This window comes from Listeria sp. ILCC797 (assembly GCF_900186185.1).
GTDB lineage: Bacteria > Bacillota > Bacilli > Lactobacillales > Listeriaceae > Listeria > Listeria goaensis.
Map to the genome: position 1 here is coordinate 102,397 of NZ_FYBS01000005.1, position 16,454 is coordinate 118,850.

The 16,454-nt window shown below is 39.9% G+C and carries 20 protein-coding genes and 1 pseudogene; 14 read left to right on the plus strand and 7 right to left on the minus strand.

Features of this window, described 5'->3' with window-relative positions; translation table 11 throughout:
* Positions 1-210 precede the first annotated feature (210 nt).
* From BN1609_RS06780 to BN1609_RS14105, 5 genes and pseudogenes are all read right to left on the minus strand, one after another.
* A complete protein-coding gene (locus BN1609_RS06780) occupies positions 211-444 on the minus strand; it encodes an Imm74 family immunity protein (protein ID WP_088840700.1) in 234 nt (77 codons plus the stop codon).
* A gap of 5 nt (positions 445-449) precedes the next feature.
* Positions 450-675 (minus strand): annotated as a pseudogene (locus BN1609_RS06785) (hypothetical protein).
* Between the two features lie 293 nt (positions 676-968).
* Positions 969-1,295, minus strand: coding sequence for a hypothetical protein (locus tag BN1609_RS06790; RefSeq protein ID WP_088840701.1), 327 nt, complete (start codon positions 1,293-1,295; stop codon positions 969-971).
* Between the two features lie 49 nt (positions 1,296-1,344).
* Positions 1,345-1,686, minus strand: coding sequence for a hypothetical protein (locus BN1609_RS06795; protein WP_088815865.1), 342 nt, complete (start codon positions 1,684-1,686; stop codon positions 1,345-1,347).
* A 15-nt stretch (positions 1,687-1,701) separates the two neighbouring features.
* A complete protein-coding gene (locus BN1609_RS14105) occupies positions 1,702-3,417 on the minus strand; it encodes a deaminase domain-containing protein (protein ID WP_255377327.1) in 1,716 nt (571 codons plus the stop codon).
* Between the two features lie 211 nt (positions 3,418-3,628).
* Between BN1609_RS14105 and BN1609_RS06805 the strand changes: the two genes are divergently transcribed.
* The 12 genes from BN1609_RS06805 (at position 3,629) to pnp (ending at position 14,490) form a co-directional block, all read left to right on the plus strand.
* Positions 3,629-4,405, plus strand: coding sequence for an alpha/beta hydrolase family protein (locus BN1609_RS06805; RefSeq protein WP_088809911.1), 777 nt, complete (start codon positions 3,629-3,631; stop codon positions 4,403-4,405).
* Between the two features lie 145 nt (positions 4,406-4,550).
* Positions 4,551-5,018, plus strand: coding sequence for a ribosome maturation factor RimP (gene rimP, locus BN1609_RS06810; protein ID WP_088809912.1), 468 nt, complete (start codon positions 4,551-4,553; stop codon positions 5,016-5,018).
* 24 nt (positions 5,019-5,042) lie between these two features.
* Positions 5,043-6,149, plus strand: coding sequence for a transcription termination factor NusA (gene nusA / locus BN1609_RS06815; RefSeq protein ID WP_088809913.1), 1,107 nt, complete (start codon positions 5,043-5,045; stop codon positions 6,147-6,149).
* A gap of 14 nt (positions 6,150-6,163) precedes the next feature.
* The gene (gene rnpM / locus BN1609_RS06820; protein ID WP_088809914.1) at positions 6,164-6,448 is read left to right on the plus strand and encodes an RNase P modulator RnpM; all 285 of its coding nucleotides are present in this window, start codon (positions 6,164-6,166) and stop codon (positions 6,446-6,448) included.
* On the plus strand, positions 6,441-6,740 hold the full coding sequence (locus BN1609_RS06825; RefSeq protein WP_088809915.1) for a YlxQ family RNA-binding protein: 300 nt from the start codon (positions 6,441-6,443) through the stop codon (positions 6,738-6,740). The genes rnpM and BN1609_RS06825 overlap by 8 nt, the downstream gene beginning before the upstream one ends.
* Positions 6,741-6,762: 22 nt before the next feature.
* Positions 6,763-9,075: a translation initiation factor IF-2 gene (gene infB, locus BN1609_RS06830; RefSeq protein WP_088809916.1), complete on the plus strand. Its 2,313-nt coding sequence runs from the start codon at positions 6,763-6,765 to the stop codon at positions 9,073-9,075.
* A complete protein-coding gene (locus BN1609_RS06835; RefSeq protein WP_369821475.1) occupies positions 9,075-9,353 on the plus strand; it encodes a DUF503 domain-containing protein in 279 nt (92 codons plus the stop codon). The genes infB and BN1609_RS06835 overlap by 1 nt, the downstream gene beginning before the upstream one ends.
* 10 nt (positions 9,354-9,363) lie before the next feature.
* Entirely contained in the window at positions 9,364-9,708 is a 345-nt protein-coding gene (gene rbfA / locus BN1609_RS06840; protein WP_088809918.1) for a 30S ribosome-binding factor RbfA, read from the plus strand.
* 52 nt (positions 9,709-9,760) lie between these two features.
* A complete protein-coding gene (gene truB / locus BN1609_RS06845) occupies positions 9,761-10,681 on the plus strand; it encodes a tRNA pseudouridine(55) synthase TruB (RefSeq protein ID WP_088840702.1) in 921 nt (306 codons plus the stop codon).
* Positions 10,682-10,748: 67 nt separating this feature from the next.
* Positions 10,749-11,693 (plus strand): bifunctional riboflavin kinase/FAD synthetase, encoded by a 945-nt coding sequence (locus BN1609_RS06850; RefSeq protein ID WP_088809920.1) that lies wholly within the window; start codon positions 10,749-10,751, stop codon positions 11,691-11,693.
* Between the two features lie 126 nt (positions 11,694-11,819).
* Positions 11,820-12,089, plus strand: a complete 270-nt coding sequence (gene rpsO, locus BN1609_RS06855) for a 30S ribosomal protein S15 (protein ID WP_003719603.1) — start codon at positions 11,820-11,822, stop codon at positions 12,087-12,089.
* Between the two features lie 226 nt (positions 12,090-12,315).
* Positions 12,316-14,490, plus strand: coding sequence for a polyribonucleotide nucleotidyltransferase (gene pnp, locus BN1609_RS06860; protein ID WP_088809921.1), 2,175 nt, complete (start codon positions 12,316-12,318; stop codon positions 14,488-14,490).
* Between the two features lie 35 nt (positions 14,491-14,525).
* Here the strand turns inward: pnp and BN1609_RS06865 are convergent, their stop codons facing one another.
* A complete protein-coding gene (locus BN1609_RS06865) occupies positions 14,526-14,999 on the minus strand; it encodes an endolytic transglycosylase MltG (protein ID WP_088809922.1) in 474 nt (157 codons plus the stop codon).
* A gap of 28 nt (positions 15,000-15,027) precedes the next feature.
* Positions 15,028-15,426 (minus strand): hypothetical protein, encoded by a 399-nt coding sequence (locus BN1609_RS06870; RefSeq protein ID WP_088815862.1) that lies wholly within the window; start codon positions 15,424-15,426, stop codon positions 15,028-15,030.
* 193 nt (positions 15,427-15,619) lie between these two features.
* Between BN1609_RS06870 and rpmG the strand changes: the two genes are divergently transcribed.
* Together rpmG and BN1609_RS06880 are read left to right on the plus strand one after the other, a co-directional pair.
* Entirely contained in the window at positions 15,620-15,769 is a 150-nt protein-coding gene (gene rpmG / locus BN1609_RS06875; RefSeq protein WP_003719608.1) for a 50S ribosomal protein L33, read from the plus strand.
* 50 nt (positions 15,770-15,819) lie between these two features.
* A complete protein-coding gene (locus BN1609_RS06880; RefSeq protein ID WP_244169943.1) occupies positions 15,820-16,365 on the plus strand; it encodes a 5-formyltetrahydrofolate cyclo-ligase in 546 nt (181 codons plus the stop codon).
* Positions 16,366-16,454: the final 89 nt, after the last annotated feature.

Below are 16,454 nucleotides of genomic sequence, written 5' to 3' on the forward strand. Positions count from 1 at the left end.
TAATCAAGACTGCCGCAAGCTACACTTAAAGTTATACCTGCTGCGAGAGGGGACAAAATCAGAAAACGGTATCAGTGATTGGTGCTTCACTAATACCGTTACAATACCTTTACTATATTCTAATTAAAATCATTGTACACCTAAGAAATATTCGGTTTACTTTATTCATGAGCAACATGAATACCATTTTCAAATTCACTATACTACTTATTATTCGAATGAGATTTGTACGGTGTTTTCATTCGTATTCTCTTTTACTTGCTGAATAATTTCTTGGATTTCTTTTTCTGAAAGTTTTTCATTTTCATGTGGTGACTCCCAATTCTTCATTGAATCTTTAAAAGCTACAAATTTTCCTCCTACTAACATTTCTCCATCTGCCTTTACTGCATATCCATTTTCTAAATCAAATTTTACGTGTGAGCTACTACCTGTAATTTTCATTTAATTTACTTCCTTTCAAAAATGATTTTTTCAATTCCTGTTTTAGGGTCAATTGTAGTAATTTTGGTAACTTTAGGATTACTTTTTAATCGAGGTAACTCCACATTCTCCCATATATTACCAGGTCTCAACTCTGAACCAACTACTGCACGAACTTGACCAGAAACTTGTTCTGCATAAGCACCTGAAGCCAAATCCCAAGCTTCCATTGTTAAAATCCCATTCTGGCATTTTAATATTTTTATTCTCTATTGTTGATTCTAAAGTCGTACCCCCTTTACCCTTTGCTACACTTGCCGCTATGTCAGCTCCTCCAACACCATCTGTTCTACCAGACCAGAAAAATGCAGTATCGGAATCTGTTTTTAATTTTGGTCGAAAATCTCATTAATATTGAATCCGCCAGCCCCACTAGCTTTCTTTGGGCTAGAAAATAACTCTAAATGCAGAAAAAGAAACGACAAAGTTCAATCGCTTCTTTTTCAATCTTAAATCTCTGTACAATAAATACAGCTAGCTTTTTGTTAGCTACTAGCAACTTGATTAGTGAGCTTCTTTCTTACTAGCCAAGACTTTACTATCCGATTGCTCAACAACTGGTTCAAAGTACTTATATCTGAATCATAAACAGACTGTTCTTCTTCATTTAAACCATCAAGTTCTTTTAAAACTTCTTGCTTTTCTAATAGATAATCTGGTAGAAATTTTTGATTTAAACTTAAAATTGAAAGATTTACCATAACTGACATGTAAACTTTATGACTTTTTTTCATTATTAGTACAGAGTCTTCAAAAGTTGCGGCTATTGCTTGACTCGGACTGAACCCTTCATCTTCAATAAAAATCTTCATAATCTTCTAAAGTTAACTCTCTTGCTTCTAAATAACTTAAACTTTTCATTTAGTTTTCAATGTTAATTTCTTTTTTTATAATGTCAACATCACTACAAAATTGAACAAGCTCGTCTGATTTTAAATCATTAGTAACTTTCTCTAAATTTTTATTAGAGATTAGATTAGCTAACTTATTTCTTAAAAAATCAAAATTTTGTTCTTTATTAATCAATAATGTACAAAACGCTACATATAATGAAGTTTCTTCCGTTATATCATAATTTTCATTTAATTCATAATCATTTAGAAATGCATAGAAAGTGTCTTTTAGAGAATATTTAGCATTTATATGCAAACTTTCATAAATATCAGCAGAATCTTCTTTTATGTCTTCATACTTCAATTCCATAAATTTTCGCTCCTTCTATTTAGTAAATATGTTCAATTTAATGTTAGGGAATTTCTCACGGAATTCTAAAATTATATTAGAGCAACTTTGACAAGTTGGTAGCTCTGTAAATAAATCAATTGAACCAGAAGTATTTGGGTCTTTAATTTTAGAGGCAATATCCTCTAGAATTTTAGCTTCTGTATCATGAAACCTATCAAATTTAGTTCCATCTATACTTGATGCAGAGGGTTCATAATTCTTAAAAATTCTTTCTCCTTCAGGTTTTAATGTAGAAAAATTTTCAACATCAGCACCTTTATCAAGATTGGAATTAATTTTACTATGAGCTACAAACTCTTCTGGTAATCCTTTTATATTTACATCAGCAGCTGCCATATTACCTCTTTTTTTCAACGGATTATTAGGCATTTTATTTCTAATATCATTAATTCTATTTTGGAAATTCTCAACTTTTTGTGCTTTGGTAAGTCCACTAACTCCCTCCATTATACCATCAGCCCGTTTGCCTCCGCCACCCAAATTCACATCAAACTTCCGAAGCACATCTTTCAAATTCTCGGTCCCTTGAGCAATTTTGGAAGGCGCTTGGTTCGGGATACCTCCCATGCCGGCTAAGGCTAGATGTGCTCGTGGCGGCAAGTTTAAAGAGCCTTTCATGGCGGTTGCGGTTTGTCCGACCTTGTCCAATTCTTTGAGGCCTTTTTGTGTGGCGACTTGTAATGCGTCTTGAGTGGCGGTTTTTAGGCTGGCCATGCGCGTTCTCATTTGCGTTTGACCAAGTTTGGCAATATCCCCCACTTGGGTGGGGACATTTTTCACGCCTTGTAAGAGGGCATCACTCACGTTTGCTAAACGGCTTCCCGAGCGCATCATTTGTACACCGCCGGTTAGGGCTTTGACGCCTGGAATGACATCCAAAACCGCAAAAGCGCCGCGCTGGGCGCGTTCGGTGGCATCCAGTTCGCGGCCAGTCATCCAGTCTTTGCCTGTCTTCGCCGCGCTTATTTCAAGCGTACCGTAAGCGGCACTTAAAGCTACACCTGCGAGCGGGCAAAATGCGAAAACACCCACGATGACGATAGTGGCGACCACGAGTGTCCAAAATTCTGTCTTCTGTTGTTCATCTTTAATGGACGTGTAGGCGAAGGCTCGGGAATTTAACATCGCGGCTTGAAAATCTTGATGGCTGACGTCTTCTCCTTTGTTCGTCTGTTTCCATGCATCATACTGCAGTTTCATTTGGTCGGCATAAAAGGTGTCTCCGCTGAATAAATCCTCGAGGCTCACTTTACTTTTTGGGACCTCTACTTGTTTTTGCGTATAGCTGTTTTCAAACTGCGTGGTTGTCGTGGTGGCTCCAATTCGGTTTTCCGTTGTGAACGTGGTCGCATCTAAGTCGCGCATGCCTGCCACAAAGTCATCTAGCTTTTCATAAAAAGGGTGGTCGATTGTGTTGTTTACAATATCCCCGATTTGGTCGGAAAAACGGTAAAGGACGTCAAAATCTTCGAAAATCTCCTGATATTTGGATGTTTGGCTTGTATGTTGAAAAGAAATCACGCCGTCTGTATCGTATGTAGCAATATCTTTTTCTACTTCTTCTAAATTCTTGGAAACTTTCTTTAAATGGTCGATGGTGCCTTTGCCCCATGCGCCTTTCCCGATAAGGCTGCCAATGCTTTTTCCTGCTTTTTCAAAGTCATCTTCCTGATAATGGATATCTTTCACTAAAGCATTCACCTACTATTATCTTTTTTTCTAGTTTAACATACGTAAGAAAAGTAAAATATGGATAATTTGTGAATTTTTCAGTGAAATACATTCAAAAAACTTAGATTATATAACTTAAAATCATTTTGTTTGCTGTTCGCTAAATGATATCTATTTCACTAGGCAGACCTTTTCATTTTAGGTATACTGCACATAGAGGTGATAAAAAATGGCGAAAGTAAAATGTGAGTTTTTTTCAGAGGTGCTCGGGATTTCGACTTCAATGACAGTGCTCCTTCCTGAAGTTGGAAAAAATCGAATTGGGATGGCAGGAGCTAAAAAACAGGAGGCTTATCCCGTTTTGTATTTATTACATGGACTTTCTGACGATGATAGCACGTGGACTCGTCGGACGGCGCTTGAGCGCTATGTCGCTGAACTTGGAATTGTTGTCGTCATGCCAAATGGGTATCGGGGATTTTACACGAATACTAAAACCGGCGAGAACTATTTTGACTACATAGCAAACGAAGTGCCAAGTCTAGTGCAACATTACTTTCCAATTAGCAGTGCGCGAAATGAAACGTTTGTTGCGGGGCTCTCCATGGGCGGTTACGGAGCGATGAAATTAGCACTCCATTTTCCGGAGCGGTACGCTGCTGCAGCTAGTTTTTCAGGTGCTTTAGACATGGAAAGTTATTTAAAAGAGGTTTCAGGAGAAGCAGCTCGGGAGAAAAATAATACGTTTGGAACGGCGGCGGACTTTGTTGGAAGTGAAAACGATTTGTTCGCGCTGGCGAAAAATGTGTCTGGGGAATCGCCAAGACTGTACCAGGCGTGCGGGACGGAAGATTTTTTATATGCGCATAATCAAAATTTCCGTAAATTTGTAACAACGGAAACGAACTTGCCGTTAACATACGAGGAAGGCCCAGGTAGTCATACGTGGGATTACTGGGATTCGCAAATCCAAAAGGCGTTACAATTTTTTTCTTTTACAAAATAAGGAAAAAACCCGTAAATTTGCTTAATTGCGCCGTTTGTGATATGATTACTTATGAAATACTACGATAACTCAGCTAAGAGTGGGCATTTGCCCACTCTTTCGTTTTGCGAAAAGCAAGCGAGCGAGAATCTAGAAGGAGGCTGAAATGAGTAAAGTCCTAGACCAAGTAGAGTCCATCGTAAAGCCTATTACGGAAGAGCTCGGCTTTGAACTTGTCGATTTAGCTTTTGAAAAAGAAGGGAAAAATTGGTTTTTACGTATCTTTGCTGATAAAGAAGGTGGCATTGATATCGATGATTGCGCCGTAATTAGTGAACGCGTTAGCGAAAAGCTAGACGAAGCTGATCCGATTTCTGAAAACTACTTTTTAGAAGTATCATCACCAGGTGCAGAACGCCCGCTTAAAAAAGAAGCTGATTTTGAAAATGCTGTAGGGGCTTACGTACATGTCACATCTTACGAGCAAATTGAAGGTCGTAAAATGTGGGAAGGCACGCTAACTGCATATGATGGAAGCACGTTAACGGTAGAAATTATGGATAAAACACGCCAAATTATTTGTGTGATTCCAAAAGACAAAGTTGCCAAAGCAAGACTAGCCATTAAATTTTAAAATTAAATAAGGAGTGAGCAAAAAATGAGCTCAGAACTACTAGACGCTCTTCATGTGTTAGAACATGATAAAGGAATTTCGCGTGATGTCATTGTGGAGGCGATTGAAGCCGCACTGGTATCCGCCTACAAACGAAACTTTAACCAAGCCCAAAACGTTCGGGTGGAACTAAACTTAGAAAATGGTTCGATTCGCGTTTTTGCAAGAAAAGATGTTGTGGATCAAGTGTTTGATTCGCGCCTTGAAATTTCGCTTGAAGAAGCACACAAAGTAAATCCGGTTTATAAAACAGGGGATGTTGTGGAGCTTGAAGTAACACCAAAAGACTTCGGCCGAATTGCAGCACAAACGGCAAAACAAGTCGTGACGCAACGAGTTCGCGAAGCTGAACGCGGTATTATTTACGATGAATTTATCGACCGCGAAGATGATATTATGACGGGGATTGTCGAGCGTCAAGATTCACGATTTATTTATGTAAACTTAGGTAAAATTGAAGCGATTTTATCTCAAAATGAGCAAATGCCAAATGAAACATACCGTGCGCATGACCGCATTAAAGTTTATTTAACGAAAGTTGAAAAAACAACAAAAGGTCCGCAAATCTTTGTTTCAAGAACGCATCCTGGATTATTAAAACGTCTTTTTGAGATGGAAGTTCCAGAAATTTATGATGGCATTGTAGAAATTAAATCTGTCGCACGTGAAGCGGGCGATCGTTCGAAAATCTCGGTGTACACATCGAATCCAGAAGTGGATCCTGTTGGTGCATGTGTTGGCCCTAAAGGTGCACGTGTGCAAACGATTGTAAATGAATTGAAGGGTGAGAAAATCGATATTGTGGAATGGTCAGATGACCCGTTCACATTTGTCGCTAGCGCGCTCAGTCCGTCAAAAGTGTTAGATGTTATTGTGGACGAAGAAGAGCAAGCGACAACGGTTGTCGTACCGGATTATCAACTTTCACTTGCTATCGGTAAACGCGGTCAAAACGCGCGTCTTGCGGCAAAACTGACTGGTTGGAAAATCGATATTAAGAGCGAAAGTGTCGCGCGTGAAATGGGTATCTATCCGCGCGAAGGTGCACCAATTTTGGAAGAAGAATTACCAGTTTCTGACGATGAAGAATAAAAGGAGAAACCAAAATGCGTAACAAAAAAATTCCACTTAGGAAATGTATGGTTACAGGGGAGCGTCTGCCTAAAGGAGAGCTTCTTAGAATCGCGTATTCGAAAGAAGGCACGCTAACGATTGATCCTACTGGTAAAGCGCCTGGACGTGGTTTTTATATTAAAAAAGATGTTACAGTTGCAGAGCGCGCCAAGCAAAAAAATGCGCTTTTTAGAGGTCTTAAAATAGATGAGCAGGAAAGTTTTTATGATGAACTTATTTCATACTTAAAAGCGGTAGAGGATGCAAATCATGAATGATAAAGCACTTGCACTTCTCGGACTTGCAAATCGAGCGAAGAAATTAACGACCGGAGAAGAATTAGTTTTGAAAGCTGTTCGAAGCGGAAAGGCGAAATTAGTCATTATCGCAGAAGATATTTCAGAGAGAACAGCGAAAAAAATCCATGATAAATGTGAGTACTATGAAGTGGCTATAAAACAAGCTGGCACAAGAGATGAACTAGGGGGTGCCATCGGGAAAGAGTCACGAGCAATTATTGCAGTACTTGATGCTGGATTTGCAAAAAAACTAAAAGAACTCCTCGGTTGATTACCTAATGGAGGTGTACGGCATGAGTAAAATTCGTGTATATGAGTACGCAAAAAAACAGCAGTTGTCTAGCAAAGATGTTATTGAAAAGTTACGTGGGTTAGGTGTAGAGGTCGCCAATCATATGTCGACGATTAACGATAATGCACTTAGACAACTCGACGAATCTTTTTCGAAAAAAAATCAGCCTGTAAAAGATACGAAAGAAACGAAGCAGAGCACAGGGACAAGTAGGGAGCCAAACAAACTGAATAGTCAAGGAAACAAAAAACCAACGAATCAAAATCGTGCGGAAAAACCGCAAACAAATACGCAAAATAAAACGCAAGGTCAAGCGAGTCGTGGGACTCAAACTGTGCAAAATGCGAACCGTTCGAATAATCAAAACAGTAATTCGGGTGGCAATAGAAACAACAATCAAGGCGGTAAAAATAATAATCAAAATCGCGGTGGGAAAAACAATAACCAACGCGGTGGATTTAATCAGCAAAATCGTAGCGGTAAAAATACGAAGCGCAAAGGGAAAACAAATTTCAGCACGACACCACCAACTCCGCCGAAACCAAAAGAGCTTCCAGAAAAAATTGTTTTCAGCGAATCTTTGACGGTTGGCGAATTGGCGAAAAAGCTATATCGTGAACCATCAGAAATTATCAAAAAACTCTTCTTACTTGGCGTAGTTGCCACAATTAACCAATCTTTAGACAAAGATGCTATTGAACTTATTTGTTCTGAGTACGGTGTTGAAGTAGAAGAAGAAATTAAAGTGGATATTACGGATTTAGATGTTTACTTTGAAAATGCAGTTGAAGAAGACGCTGGACTATTAAAAGAACGTCCTCCTGTTGTTACAATTATGGGACACGTTGACCACGGGAAAACAACGCTTCTTGACTCCTTGCGCAATACGAAAGTGACGCTTGGTGAAGCAGGCGGGATTACGCAACATATCGGGGCTTATCAGCTTGATGTGCGCGGGAAGAAAATCACTTTCCTAGATACGCCTGGTCACGCGGCTTTCACTGCGATGCGTGCGCGTGGTGCCCAAATTACGGATATTACGATTCTTGTTGTGGCTGCTGATGATGGCGTTATGCCACAAACGATTGAGGCAATCAACCATGCGAAAGCTGCTGGTATGCCAATTATCGTTGCTGTAAATAAGATTGATAAACCACAAGCGAATCCTGATCGCGTCATGCAAGAATTAACAGAGTATGAGCTTATTCCAGAAGATTGGGGTGGCGATACGATTTTTGCACCGATTTCAGCGAAGTTTGGTGAAGGTTTAGATAACCTATTAGATATGATTTTACTTGTATCTGAGGTAGAGGAACTAAAAGCGAATCCTGAACGCCGTGCAATTGGTACAGTTGTCGAAGCGGAACTTGATAAAGGCCGCGGATCAGTGGCAACACTGCTTGTTCAAGATGGAACGTTAAATATCGGCGATCCAATTGTTGTCGGAAATACGTTTGGACGTGTTCGGGCGATGGTGAATGATTTAGGACGTCGTGTGAAAAAAGTTGGACCAAGTACACCAGTTGAAATTACTGGTTTAAATGGTGTGCCACAAGCGGGCGATCGTTTCGTAGTCTTTGAAGACGAAAAAACAGCTCGTAGCGTCGGGGAAACTCGTGCATCGAAAGCACTCCAAGAGCAACGTTCAGCAACAAATCGCGTCAGCTTAGACAACTTGTTTGAACATATGAAAGCCGGCGAAATGAAAGAAGTTAACGTCATTATTAAAGCAGACGTTCAAGGTTCTGTTGAGGCGCTCGCAGCATCACTTCGTAAAATTGAAGTGGAAGGCGTTAACGTTAAAATCATTCATACAGCAGTAGGGGCTATTAACGAGTCGGATATTACCCTCGCGGCTGCTTCAAATGCCATTGTGATTGGATTTAACGTTCGTCCAACTGCTCAAGCACGTGAAGGTGCGGAAAATGAAGGCGTAGATATTCGCTTACACCGCGTTATTTACAAAGCGATTGAAGAAATTGAAGCAGCGATGAAAGGAATGCTTGATCCTGAATTTGAAGAAAAAATCATTGGACAAGCGCAAGTTCGCCAAACATTCAACGTATCTAAAATTGGTACAATTGCCGGCTGTTATGTGACAGATGGTAAGATTACACGCGATAGCGGAGTCCGCTTAATCCGCGATGGTATCGTTGTATTTGAAGGCACACTTTCTACGCTGAAACGCTTTAAAGATGATGCAAAAGAAGTAGCTAAAGGCTTTGAATGTGGGATTACTATTGAAAACTTTAATGATATTAAAGAAGACGATGTGATTGAAGCATTCATTATGGAAGAAATCGAAAGAAAATGATCATTTACAGTGCCGCTCTTACATTTCACATTTATGAAGCCCAAAATTTAAAAGAAAAGCGTGCCGTATTACAACGTGTTTTAATGCGCGCCCGCCAGAAATTTAATGTGTCTATGGCTGAAATAGGCTTCCTAGATAAGTGGCAGCGCACGGAAATTGGTTTTGTGATTGTCGGAAGTTCGCGAGTTCAAACGGAGAAGGAAGGTCAGGAAGTGTTACGCTTTCTAGACTCCTTCCCCGAATGGGAGCGCCTTTTGACGGACATTGAATGGTTATGAGGTGAACAAAATGAGTTTGAGAGCAAATCGTGTTGCGGAGCAAATGAAGAAAGAACTCGGCGACATTTTAAACCGAAAATTAAAAGATCCTCGTCTTGGCTTTATCACGATTACTGATGTGGAAGTGACAGGCGATTTGCAGCAAGCGACGGTATTTATTTCGATTTTAGGGAATGAAAAAGAGCGTGAAGATACGCTTCTTGCGCTTGAAAAGGCACACGGCTTTATTCGTTCTGAAATTGGCAACCGGATGCGCCTGCGAAAAGTTCCAGAGCTGCTGTTTGAAATGGATAGCTCGCTAGAATACGGCAATCGTATCGATGAACTTTTAAGAGATTTAAATAAAGGTGAATAACTTTCTAGAGGGGCGCTGTTTGCCTCTCTTTTTGTGAAAGGAGGATTTTTTAATGGACGGAATTATTCCGCTATTTAAAGAGCGTGGCATGACGAGCCATGATTGTGTGTTTAAACTGCGCAAAATTTTAGGAACAAAAAAAGTTGGGCACACCGGAACGCTCGATCCAGAAGTTGAAGGAGTACTGCCGATTTGTGTTGGCCGGGCGACAAAGCTTGCCGAATACATAACAAGTGAAGGAAAAGAATACGTTGCGACAGTCACGCTCGGCACAAGTACGACGACAGAAGACGCAACAGGCGAAGTCGTTTCAAAAAAAGACCTTCAAACGGCGATTTCGGAGGAAAAACTAGTTGCGGTTTTAGATAAATTGACAGGCGAAATCGAACAAGTTCCGCCAATGTATTCTGCTGTAAAAGTAAACGGCAAAAAACTCTACGAATACGCACGTGCTGGGCAAACCGTGGAACGACCAAAACGCACCGTGCAAATTTATGCGCTTGAGCGACTAGATTCAGGCGAGCTGACGGCCGCGAATCCGACGTTCCAAATCCGCATTGCTTGCGGGAAAGGGACGTATATTCGTACGCTAGCCGTGATGATTGGCGAACAATTTGGTTTGCCGGCGCATATGGCTACTCTTGAACGCACAAAAAGCGGCTTTTTTGAAAAAGCAGACTGCCTGACTTTGGGGGAAATCGAAAAACAAGTCAGTAGTGGCAATTTTGACTTCCTTCAGCCACTCGAAAAAGGCATTTTTAATATGCCACAGCTCGAATTAGATGACACGCTGTACAAAAAAGTATTGAACGGTGTTGTGCTTGAGACGGCGCTTTTTGGTGCGCCTAGCGGGAATTTATTTGCGATGATGCGAAACGGCAAATTGGTTGCCATCTACAAACCACACCCGACGAAAACGCAGCTTTTAAAACCTGAAAAAGTCATCGAATTAAGAGATGGTCCGCTAAACTAATTTTTTGCCAAAAAGGTGAAAAATAGATATGATATGTAGGAAATGTTACGAGTGAAAAGGAGATTTCATGGAAACTATTTTTATACATCACCCTAATACGTTAAATTCGGATTTACAGCCGAAAACTATTGCGCTAGGCTTTTTTGACGGTGTTCATCGCGGACATCAGGAAGTCATTTTGCGCGCAAAAGAAATCGCTGTGGCAAACAATGAGCAGTGCGCAGTCCTCACTTTTGACCCGCACCCATCTGTTGTGCTTAGCAAAATGCGTAAGAAAGTAAAATATTTAACCCCTTTGGAGGAAAAGGAAGAAAAAATAGCTGCACTTGGCGTTGATATTTTATACGTGGTGCGTTTTACGACTGCTTTCTCCGAATTGTCAAAAGAAGAATTTGTCGAACAATATTTAGTTGGTCTTCATGCCAAACATGTCGTGGCTGGCTTCGACTACTCTTACGGCAAAAAAGGCGCCGGTAAAATGAGTGAGCTACCAGAATATGCAAAAGGGCGTTTTGACGTCATAATTGTCGATAAGCAAGAAGCGTTCAATGCTAAAATTAGCTCAACGAACATTCGCAACTACATCGAAAGTGGCGAATTAGATGAGGCGAATGAACTTTTAGGCTACCCGTATAAAGTGCGCGGCACAGTCATTCATGGCGACAAGCGTGGACGCACGTTAGGCTTCCCAACGGCTAATATGCGCATTGACGGCGACTACCTTATTCCAAAACTCGGAATTTATGCCGTGAAGTTCATCGTAAACGGCGAAAGCTATTTGGGCATGGCAAGCATTGGCTACAATGTTACCTTTAAAACTGACCAAGAGCTTTCCATTGAAGTGTACATTTTGGATTTTGATCGGGAAATTTATGGTGAAAGCGCCGAAATTGAATGGTTCCATTTCTTTAGACCGGAAATGAAGTTCAATGGTATGGAAGGCTTAATCGAGCAGCTAAAAAAAGACGAAGAGAACACCCGTCGTTATTTTGAGGGAGAAAGTTTGATTTAACTTGATTTTATTCCCAAATTAGTGTATCTTTAAATCTGTACGACAAGAACCTTTACTTGGCTATTTGCGAGTCACCGGCGCATTGCTCAGTAAGTGGGGATTAGAAAATTTAGGAGGTGGAGTTAAATGGCTTTAACTCAAGAACGTAAAAACGAAATCATTGCTGAATACCGTGTTCATGATACGGATACAGGTTCTCCGGAAGTACAAATTGCTGTACTAACTGCAGAAATCAACAGCTTAAATGAGCATGTTCGTGTACACAAAAAAGATCATCATTCTTACAGAGGTCTAATGAAAATGGTAGGTCACCGTCGTAACCTACTTACTTACCTACGTAAAAAAGATGTTCAACGTTACCGCGAACTTATTAAACGTTTAGGTTTACGTAGATAATAACGAAACCAAGAAAAGCGGGGAACGATTTTGTCTCCCGCTTTTTTATTAAGAAAAAAGAGAACGATTTTTTATTTATCGCATGAATCCAAAAACGTGCTAAAAAGGGCGCTATCTCACTTTTATGGTAGGTTTTTGGATTTATGCGTGCCCCGCATTCGGGGTGTGCATGAAGCATTCTTATGCATGGTAAAGGAAAACGTTCTCTAAAAAAGGAGAATGATTTATGTCGGAAAAACAAGTATTTCAGACAGAGCTCGCAGGCAAAAAATTACAAATCGAAGTAGGACAATTAGCAAAACAAGCTAGCGGCGCAGCACTTGTGCGCTACGGCGATACAGTTGTTCTAACAGCAACAGTTGGATCAAAAAAACCAAGACCAGGAGATTTTTTCCCTCTTACGGTAAACTATGAAGAGAAAATGTACTCTGTTGGTAAAGTGCCCGGAGGATTTTTAAAACGTGAAGGACGTCCAAGTGACCGCGCAACACTAACAGCACGCCTAATTGACCGTCCAATTCGTCCGTTATTCGCTGAAGGATTCCGTAACGAAGTACAAATTACGTCAACTGTATTCAGTGTCGATCAAGACTGTTCACCAGAAATGGCGGCAATGCTAGGTTCTTCCATCTCGCTTTGCATTTCAGACATTCCGTTTGACGGCCCAATTGCAGGTGTTGATGTTGGACGCGTTGATGGCAAATTCATCATCAATCCAACAATTGAAGAAGCTGAAAAAAGCGATATTTCATTAACCGTTGCGGGAACACACGAAGCGATTAACATGGTTGAAGCAGGCGCCAAAGAAGTATCCGAAGAAGCGATGCTTGAAGCAATTATGTTTGGTCATGAGGAAATCAAGCGCTTATGTGAATTCCAGCAAGAAATCATTAAAGCCGTTGGAAAAGAAAAACGCGAAATTGAGCTTTTCGTAACAGACCCAGAACTTGAAGAAGAAGTGAAGAGTTTAAGTGAAGCGAAAATGAAAGCAGCAATTCAAACAGAAGAGAAAAAAGCACGCGAAGCTGCGATTGAAGAAGTAAAAGAAGAAATTTTAGAAGGCTATAAAGCAAAAGAACTTGAAGATGAAGAAGCTGTTCTTGCAGAAGTCGCACATATTTTAGAAATAATTGAGAAAGATGAAATGCGTCGTCTTATCTCGCAAGAAAAAATTCGTCCAGATGGCCGTAAAGTAAACGAAATTCGTCCGTTATCCTCTGAAACTGGCCTTCTTCCACGTGTGCATGGCTCTGGTTTATTTACGCGTGGTCAAACGCAAGCGCTAAGTATTTGTACGCTAGCTCCTCTTCGTGAGCATCAAATCATTGATGGATTAGGCGCTGAAGAATACAAACGCTTTATGCACCATTATAACTTCCCGCAATTCAGTGTAGGCGAAACTGGTCCACGCCGTGCGCCTGGTCGCCGGGAAATTGGACACGGAGCGTTAGGTGAGCGTGCGCTTCAATATATTATCCCATCTGAAGAAGACTTCCCGTATACAATTCGTCTTGTATCGGAAGTTCTAGAATCCAATGGATCAAGTTCGCAAGCAAGTATTTGTGGCTCGACACTCGCTTTGATGGATGCTGGTGTACCAATTAAAGCACCTGTAGCTGGGATTGCAATGGGACTCGTGAAATTAGGCGATGACTACACAATTCTTTCGGATATTCAAGGCATGGAAGACCATTTCGGCGATATGGACTTTAAAGTTGCTGGGACAAGCGAAGGAATTACAGCACTTCAAATGGATATTAAAATCGATGGTTTGAGCCGCCAAATTTTAGAAGAAGCTCTTGCACAAGCAAAAGAAGGCCGTCTGCACATTTTGGAACACCTAATGAGCACAATTAGTGCACCACGTACTGAGCTCTCTCTTTATGCACCAAAAATTGTGACCATGACAATTAAGCCAGATAAAATCAAAGATGTTATCGGACCTGGCGGAAAACAAATCAATCAAATTATTGAAGAAACTGGCGTGAAAATTGATATTGAACAAGATGGTACAGTTTATGTTGCTTCTCAAGACGAAGCGATGAACAAAAAAGCAATGGCCATTATTGAAGATATCGTTCGTGAAGTTCAAGTTGGCGAGATTTATACAGGAAAAGTTCGTCGTATCGAAAAATTCGGTGCCTTTGTTGAGCTATTCAAAGGAACAGACGGGCTTGTGCATATTTCTGAGCTTGCTTACGAGCGCGTTGGTAAAGTAGAAGATGTTCTAAAACTTGGCGATGAAGTCACTGTCAAAGTTATTGAAGTCGATCATCAAGGTCGCGTCAATCTATCTCGCAAAGTACTTCTTGAAAAGCCAGAAGGCTACGATGAGAAAAAAGCGCAAGAGAAAAAAGACCGCCCACGCAAACCTCGTTTCAAAAAAGACGAGTCCAAATAAAAAAAACCCAAAGTGCTTTGGCACTTTGGGTTTTTTTAATCTTGATGAGTTAATTTTTTCGCGAGTTGATCAAAAGTCATTTTATTTGTGACTTCATATTTACCATCACGAACGTATTTCTCATAATTATTTTGTTTCAAATACTTGTCGAAGTCTTGTGCATTGGCAATAATACCATTATTTTTCAAGTCTTCACTTACTTGAGAAGTAGGTTCACCTTTTGAAACGACTACTGTATATTTTTTTTCTTCATTTTTTTTCTTTTCTTCAGCCGCTTTCTTTTCAGCTTCTTGACGTTCTTTTTCGGCGACTTCATTTTTTTCAAGTTCTTGCTCAGCTAAAAGTTTCTCATATTTTTGCTTCCAAGTATTACTATTTCCAGCTGCTTGTTTCGTTGTTGGTTCCTTTGTTGCTGCATCGGTTTCTGAAGAGAAAAACTCTGAATAAACAAAAAGGACAACAGCAGAAATGAGTAGACCTAGAGCAATCATGCGTAAATTATTTTTCAACGATTTACTCCTTTCTTGCCAGTTGGAATCAATGTTCCAAATATTCTTCTATGATTTGTTCAACTTCTTCTTTCGGAAGAGATGATTGTTCCACGATTTCATCAGTTGCAATCCCCGATGTATAAAGAGTGATAACTTGTTTTTTTAATAGAGATTGCATTTTAGGACTTGGAGTAGAAGAGGATTCTTCAGCTACCATCTCAGTTGTTTCTTCTTTCACTTCTTCAGTCGCTTCTTTAGTTTCAGTAGTCTGCATAGCTTTCTCAAGAGCAGACACACGCTTTTTAAGCTGATAATTTTCATGCATCAGCTGCGACGCAACTTCTTCAAATTCGCTTTCTGTCTGTTCTGTATTTCCCTTTTTCAAGAAAGACACAATGAACAGGACAATAGCAGCAACAAGAAGAATTATTATGATTGCGGTCATTATGTAGTAACACCTCTTTTCACTAAAACTCTACCTTTATTTATAACATAAAGCTTACTAAAAGACCATGCCTTTTAAGATTTGTAAAGAAAATAAAAAGAAAATCACATGTAACCTTGCAGAATCAGCCTAAAAATGATATTATAATACAGGTCTATAAATAATTTTTCTGAATAGAGTTGGAGGGAAAACAATGCGCGTAAATATTACTTTAGAATGCACGGAGTGTGGCGATCGTAACTACATTACGACTAAAAATAAACGTGAAAATCCTGAACGTATTGAACTAAAAAAATATTGTCCAAGATTGCGTCGTGTAACTTTACACCGCGAAACAAAGTAAGCAGCAGGATTTCCCCTGTTGCTTTTTTTATTTAAAAGGGAGGTTTCCTTATGCCAATGAATAAAAATGACTTACGTCAAAACGTTTTGCAACAACTCAATCAGATGAATAAAGAAAAGCATCGCGAGAAATCAGAAAAATTAGCCAACCAACTTTTTGACACAACCGAATGGCAACAAGCAATGATTGTTGGCGTAACAATCTCAAGATTTCCAGAAGTAGATACAACATGTATCATAGAAAAAGCCTTTCAAGAACGAAAAACAATTGTCATTCCTGAAACTATCTATCCAGGTAATAAAATGCAATTTCGCGAGTATCAAAGTGGTGACCAGTTAATTGAGAAAAAACTAGGACTTAAAGAGCCGAGTGAAAAGGCAACCATTGTGCAAAAAGAAAAAATTGATCTACTGTTAGTTCCGGGCGTAGTTTATAACGATGTTGGATACCGTATTGGTTTTGGCGGTGGCTTTTATGACCGCTATCTCGAAAACTATCCTAATCAAACAATTTCACTTTGCTTTAGCGAACAAATAAGTAGCGATTTACAACCAGAAAGACATGATATACCAGTTGGGAAAATTTTGGTTATTTAATCGTTAAGAATTTTATTTAGGATTTGTTTACAACGCCTATTTTTTTGCGTATAGTAGTAAATGTAATCTGTATTTTTAGAGAGAAAGCA

Coding starts and splice junctions, on each gene's coding strand:
- BN1609_RS06795 (WP_088815865.1), bottom strand. CDS start 1,686: ATGGAATTGAAGTATGAAGACATAAAAGAAGATTCTGCTGATATTTAT.
- BN1609_RS06780 (WP_088840700.1), bottom strand. CDS start 444: ATGAAAATTACAGGTAGTAGCTCACACGTAAAATTTGATTTAGAAAAT.
- BN1609_RS06880 (WP_244169943.1), top strand. CDS start 15,820: ATGCCAATGAATAAAAATGACTTACGTCAAAACGTTTTGCAACAACTC.
- rimP (WP_088809912.1), top strand. CDS start 4,551: ATGAGTAAAGTCCTAGACCAAGTAGAGTCCATCGTAAAGCCTATTACG.
- BN1609_RS06850 (WP_088809920.1), top strand. CDS start 10,749: ATGGAAACTATTTTTATACATCACCCTAATACGTTAAATTCGGATTTA.
- truB (WP_088840702.1), top strand. CDS start 9,761: ATGGACGGAATTATTCCGCTATTTAAAGAGCGTGGCATGACGAGCCAT.
- BN1609_RS06825 (WP_088809915.1), top strand. CDS start 6,441: ATGAATGATAAAGCACTTGCACTTCTCGGACTTGCAAATCGAGCGAAG.
- rnpM (WP_088809914.1), top strand. CDS start 6,164: ATGCGTAACAAAAAAATTCCACTTAGGAAATGTATGGTTACAGGGGAG.
- BN1609_RS06790 (WP_088840701.1), bottom strand. CDS start 1,295: ATGAAGATTTTTATTGAAGATGAAGGGTTCAGTCCGAGTCAAGCAATA.
- rpsO (WP_003719603.1), top strand. CDS start 11,820: ATGGCTTTAACTCAAGAACGTAAAAACGAAATCATTGCTGAATACCGT.
- BN1609_RS06805 (WP_088809911.1), top strand. CDS start 3,629: ATGGCGAAAGTAAAATGTGAGTTTTTTTCAGAGGTGCTCGGGATTTCG.
- rbfA (WP_088809918.1), top strand. CDS start 9,364: ATGAGTTTGAGAGCAAATCGTGTTGCGGAGCAAATGAAGAAAGAACTC.
- infB (WP_088809916.1), top strand. CDS start 6,763: ATGAGTAAAATTCGTGTATATGAGTACGCAAAAAAACAGCAGTTGTCT.
- BN1609_RS06870 (WP_088815862.1), bottom strand. CDS start 15,426: ATGACCGCAATCATAATAATTCTTCTTGTTGCTGCTATTGTCCTGTTC.
- nusA (WP_088809913.1), top strand. CDS start 5,043: ATGAGCTCAGAACTACTAGACGCTCTTCATGTGTTAGAACATGATAAA.
- rpmG (WP_003719608.1), top strand. CDS start 15,620: ATGCGCGTAAATATTACTTTAGAATGCACGGAGTGTGGCGATCGTAAC.
- pnp (WP_088809921.1), top strand. CDS start 12,316: ATGTCGGAAAAACAAGTATTTCAGACAGAGCTCGCAGGCAAAAAATTA.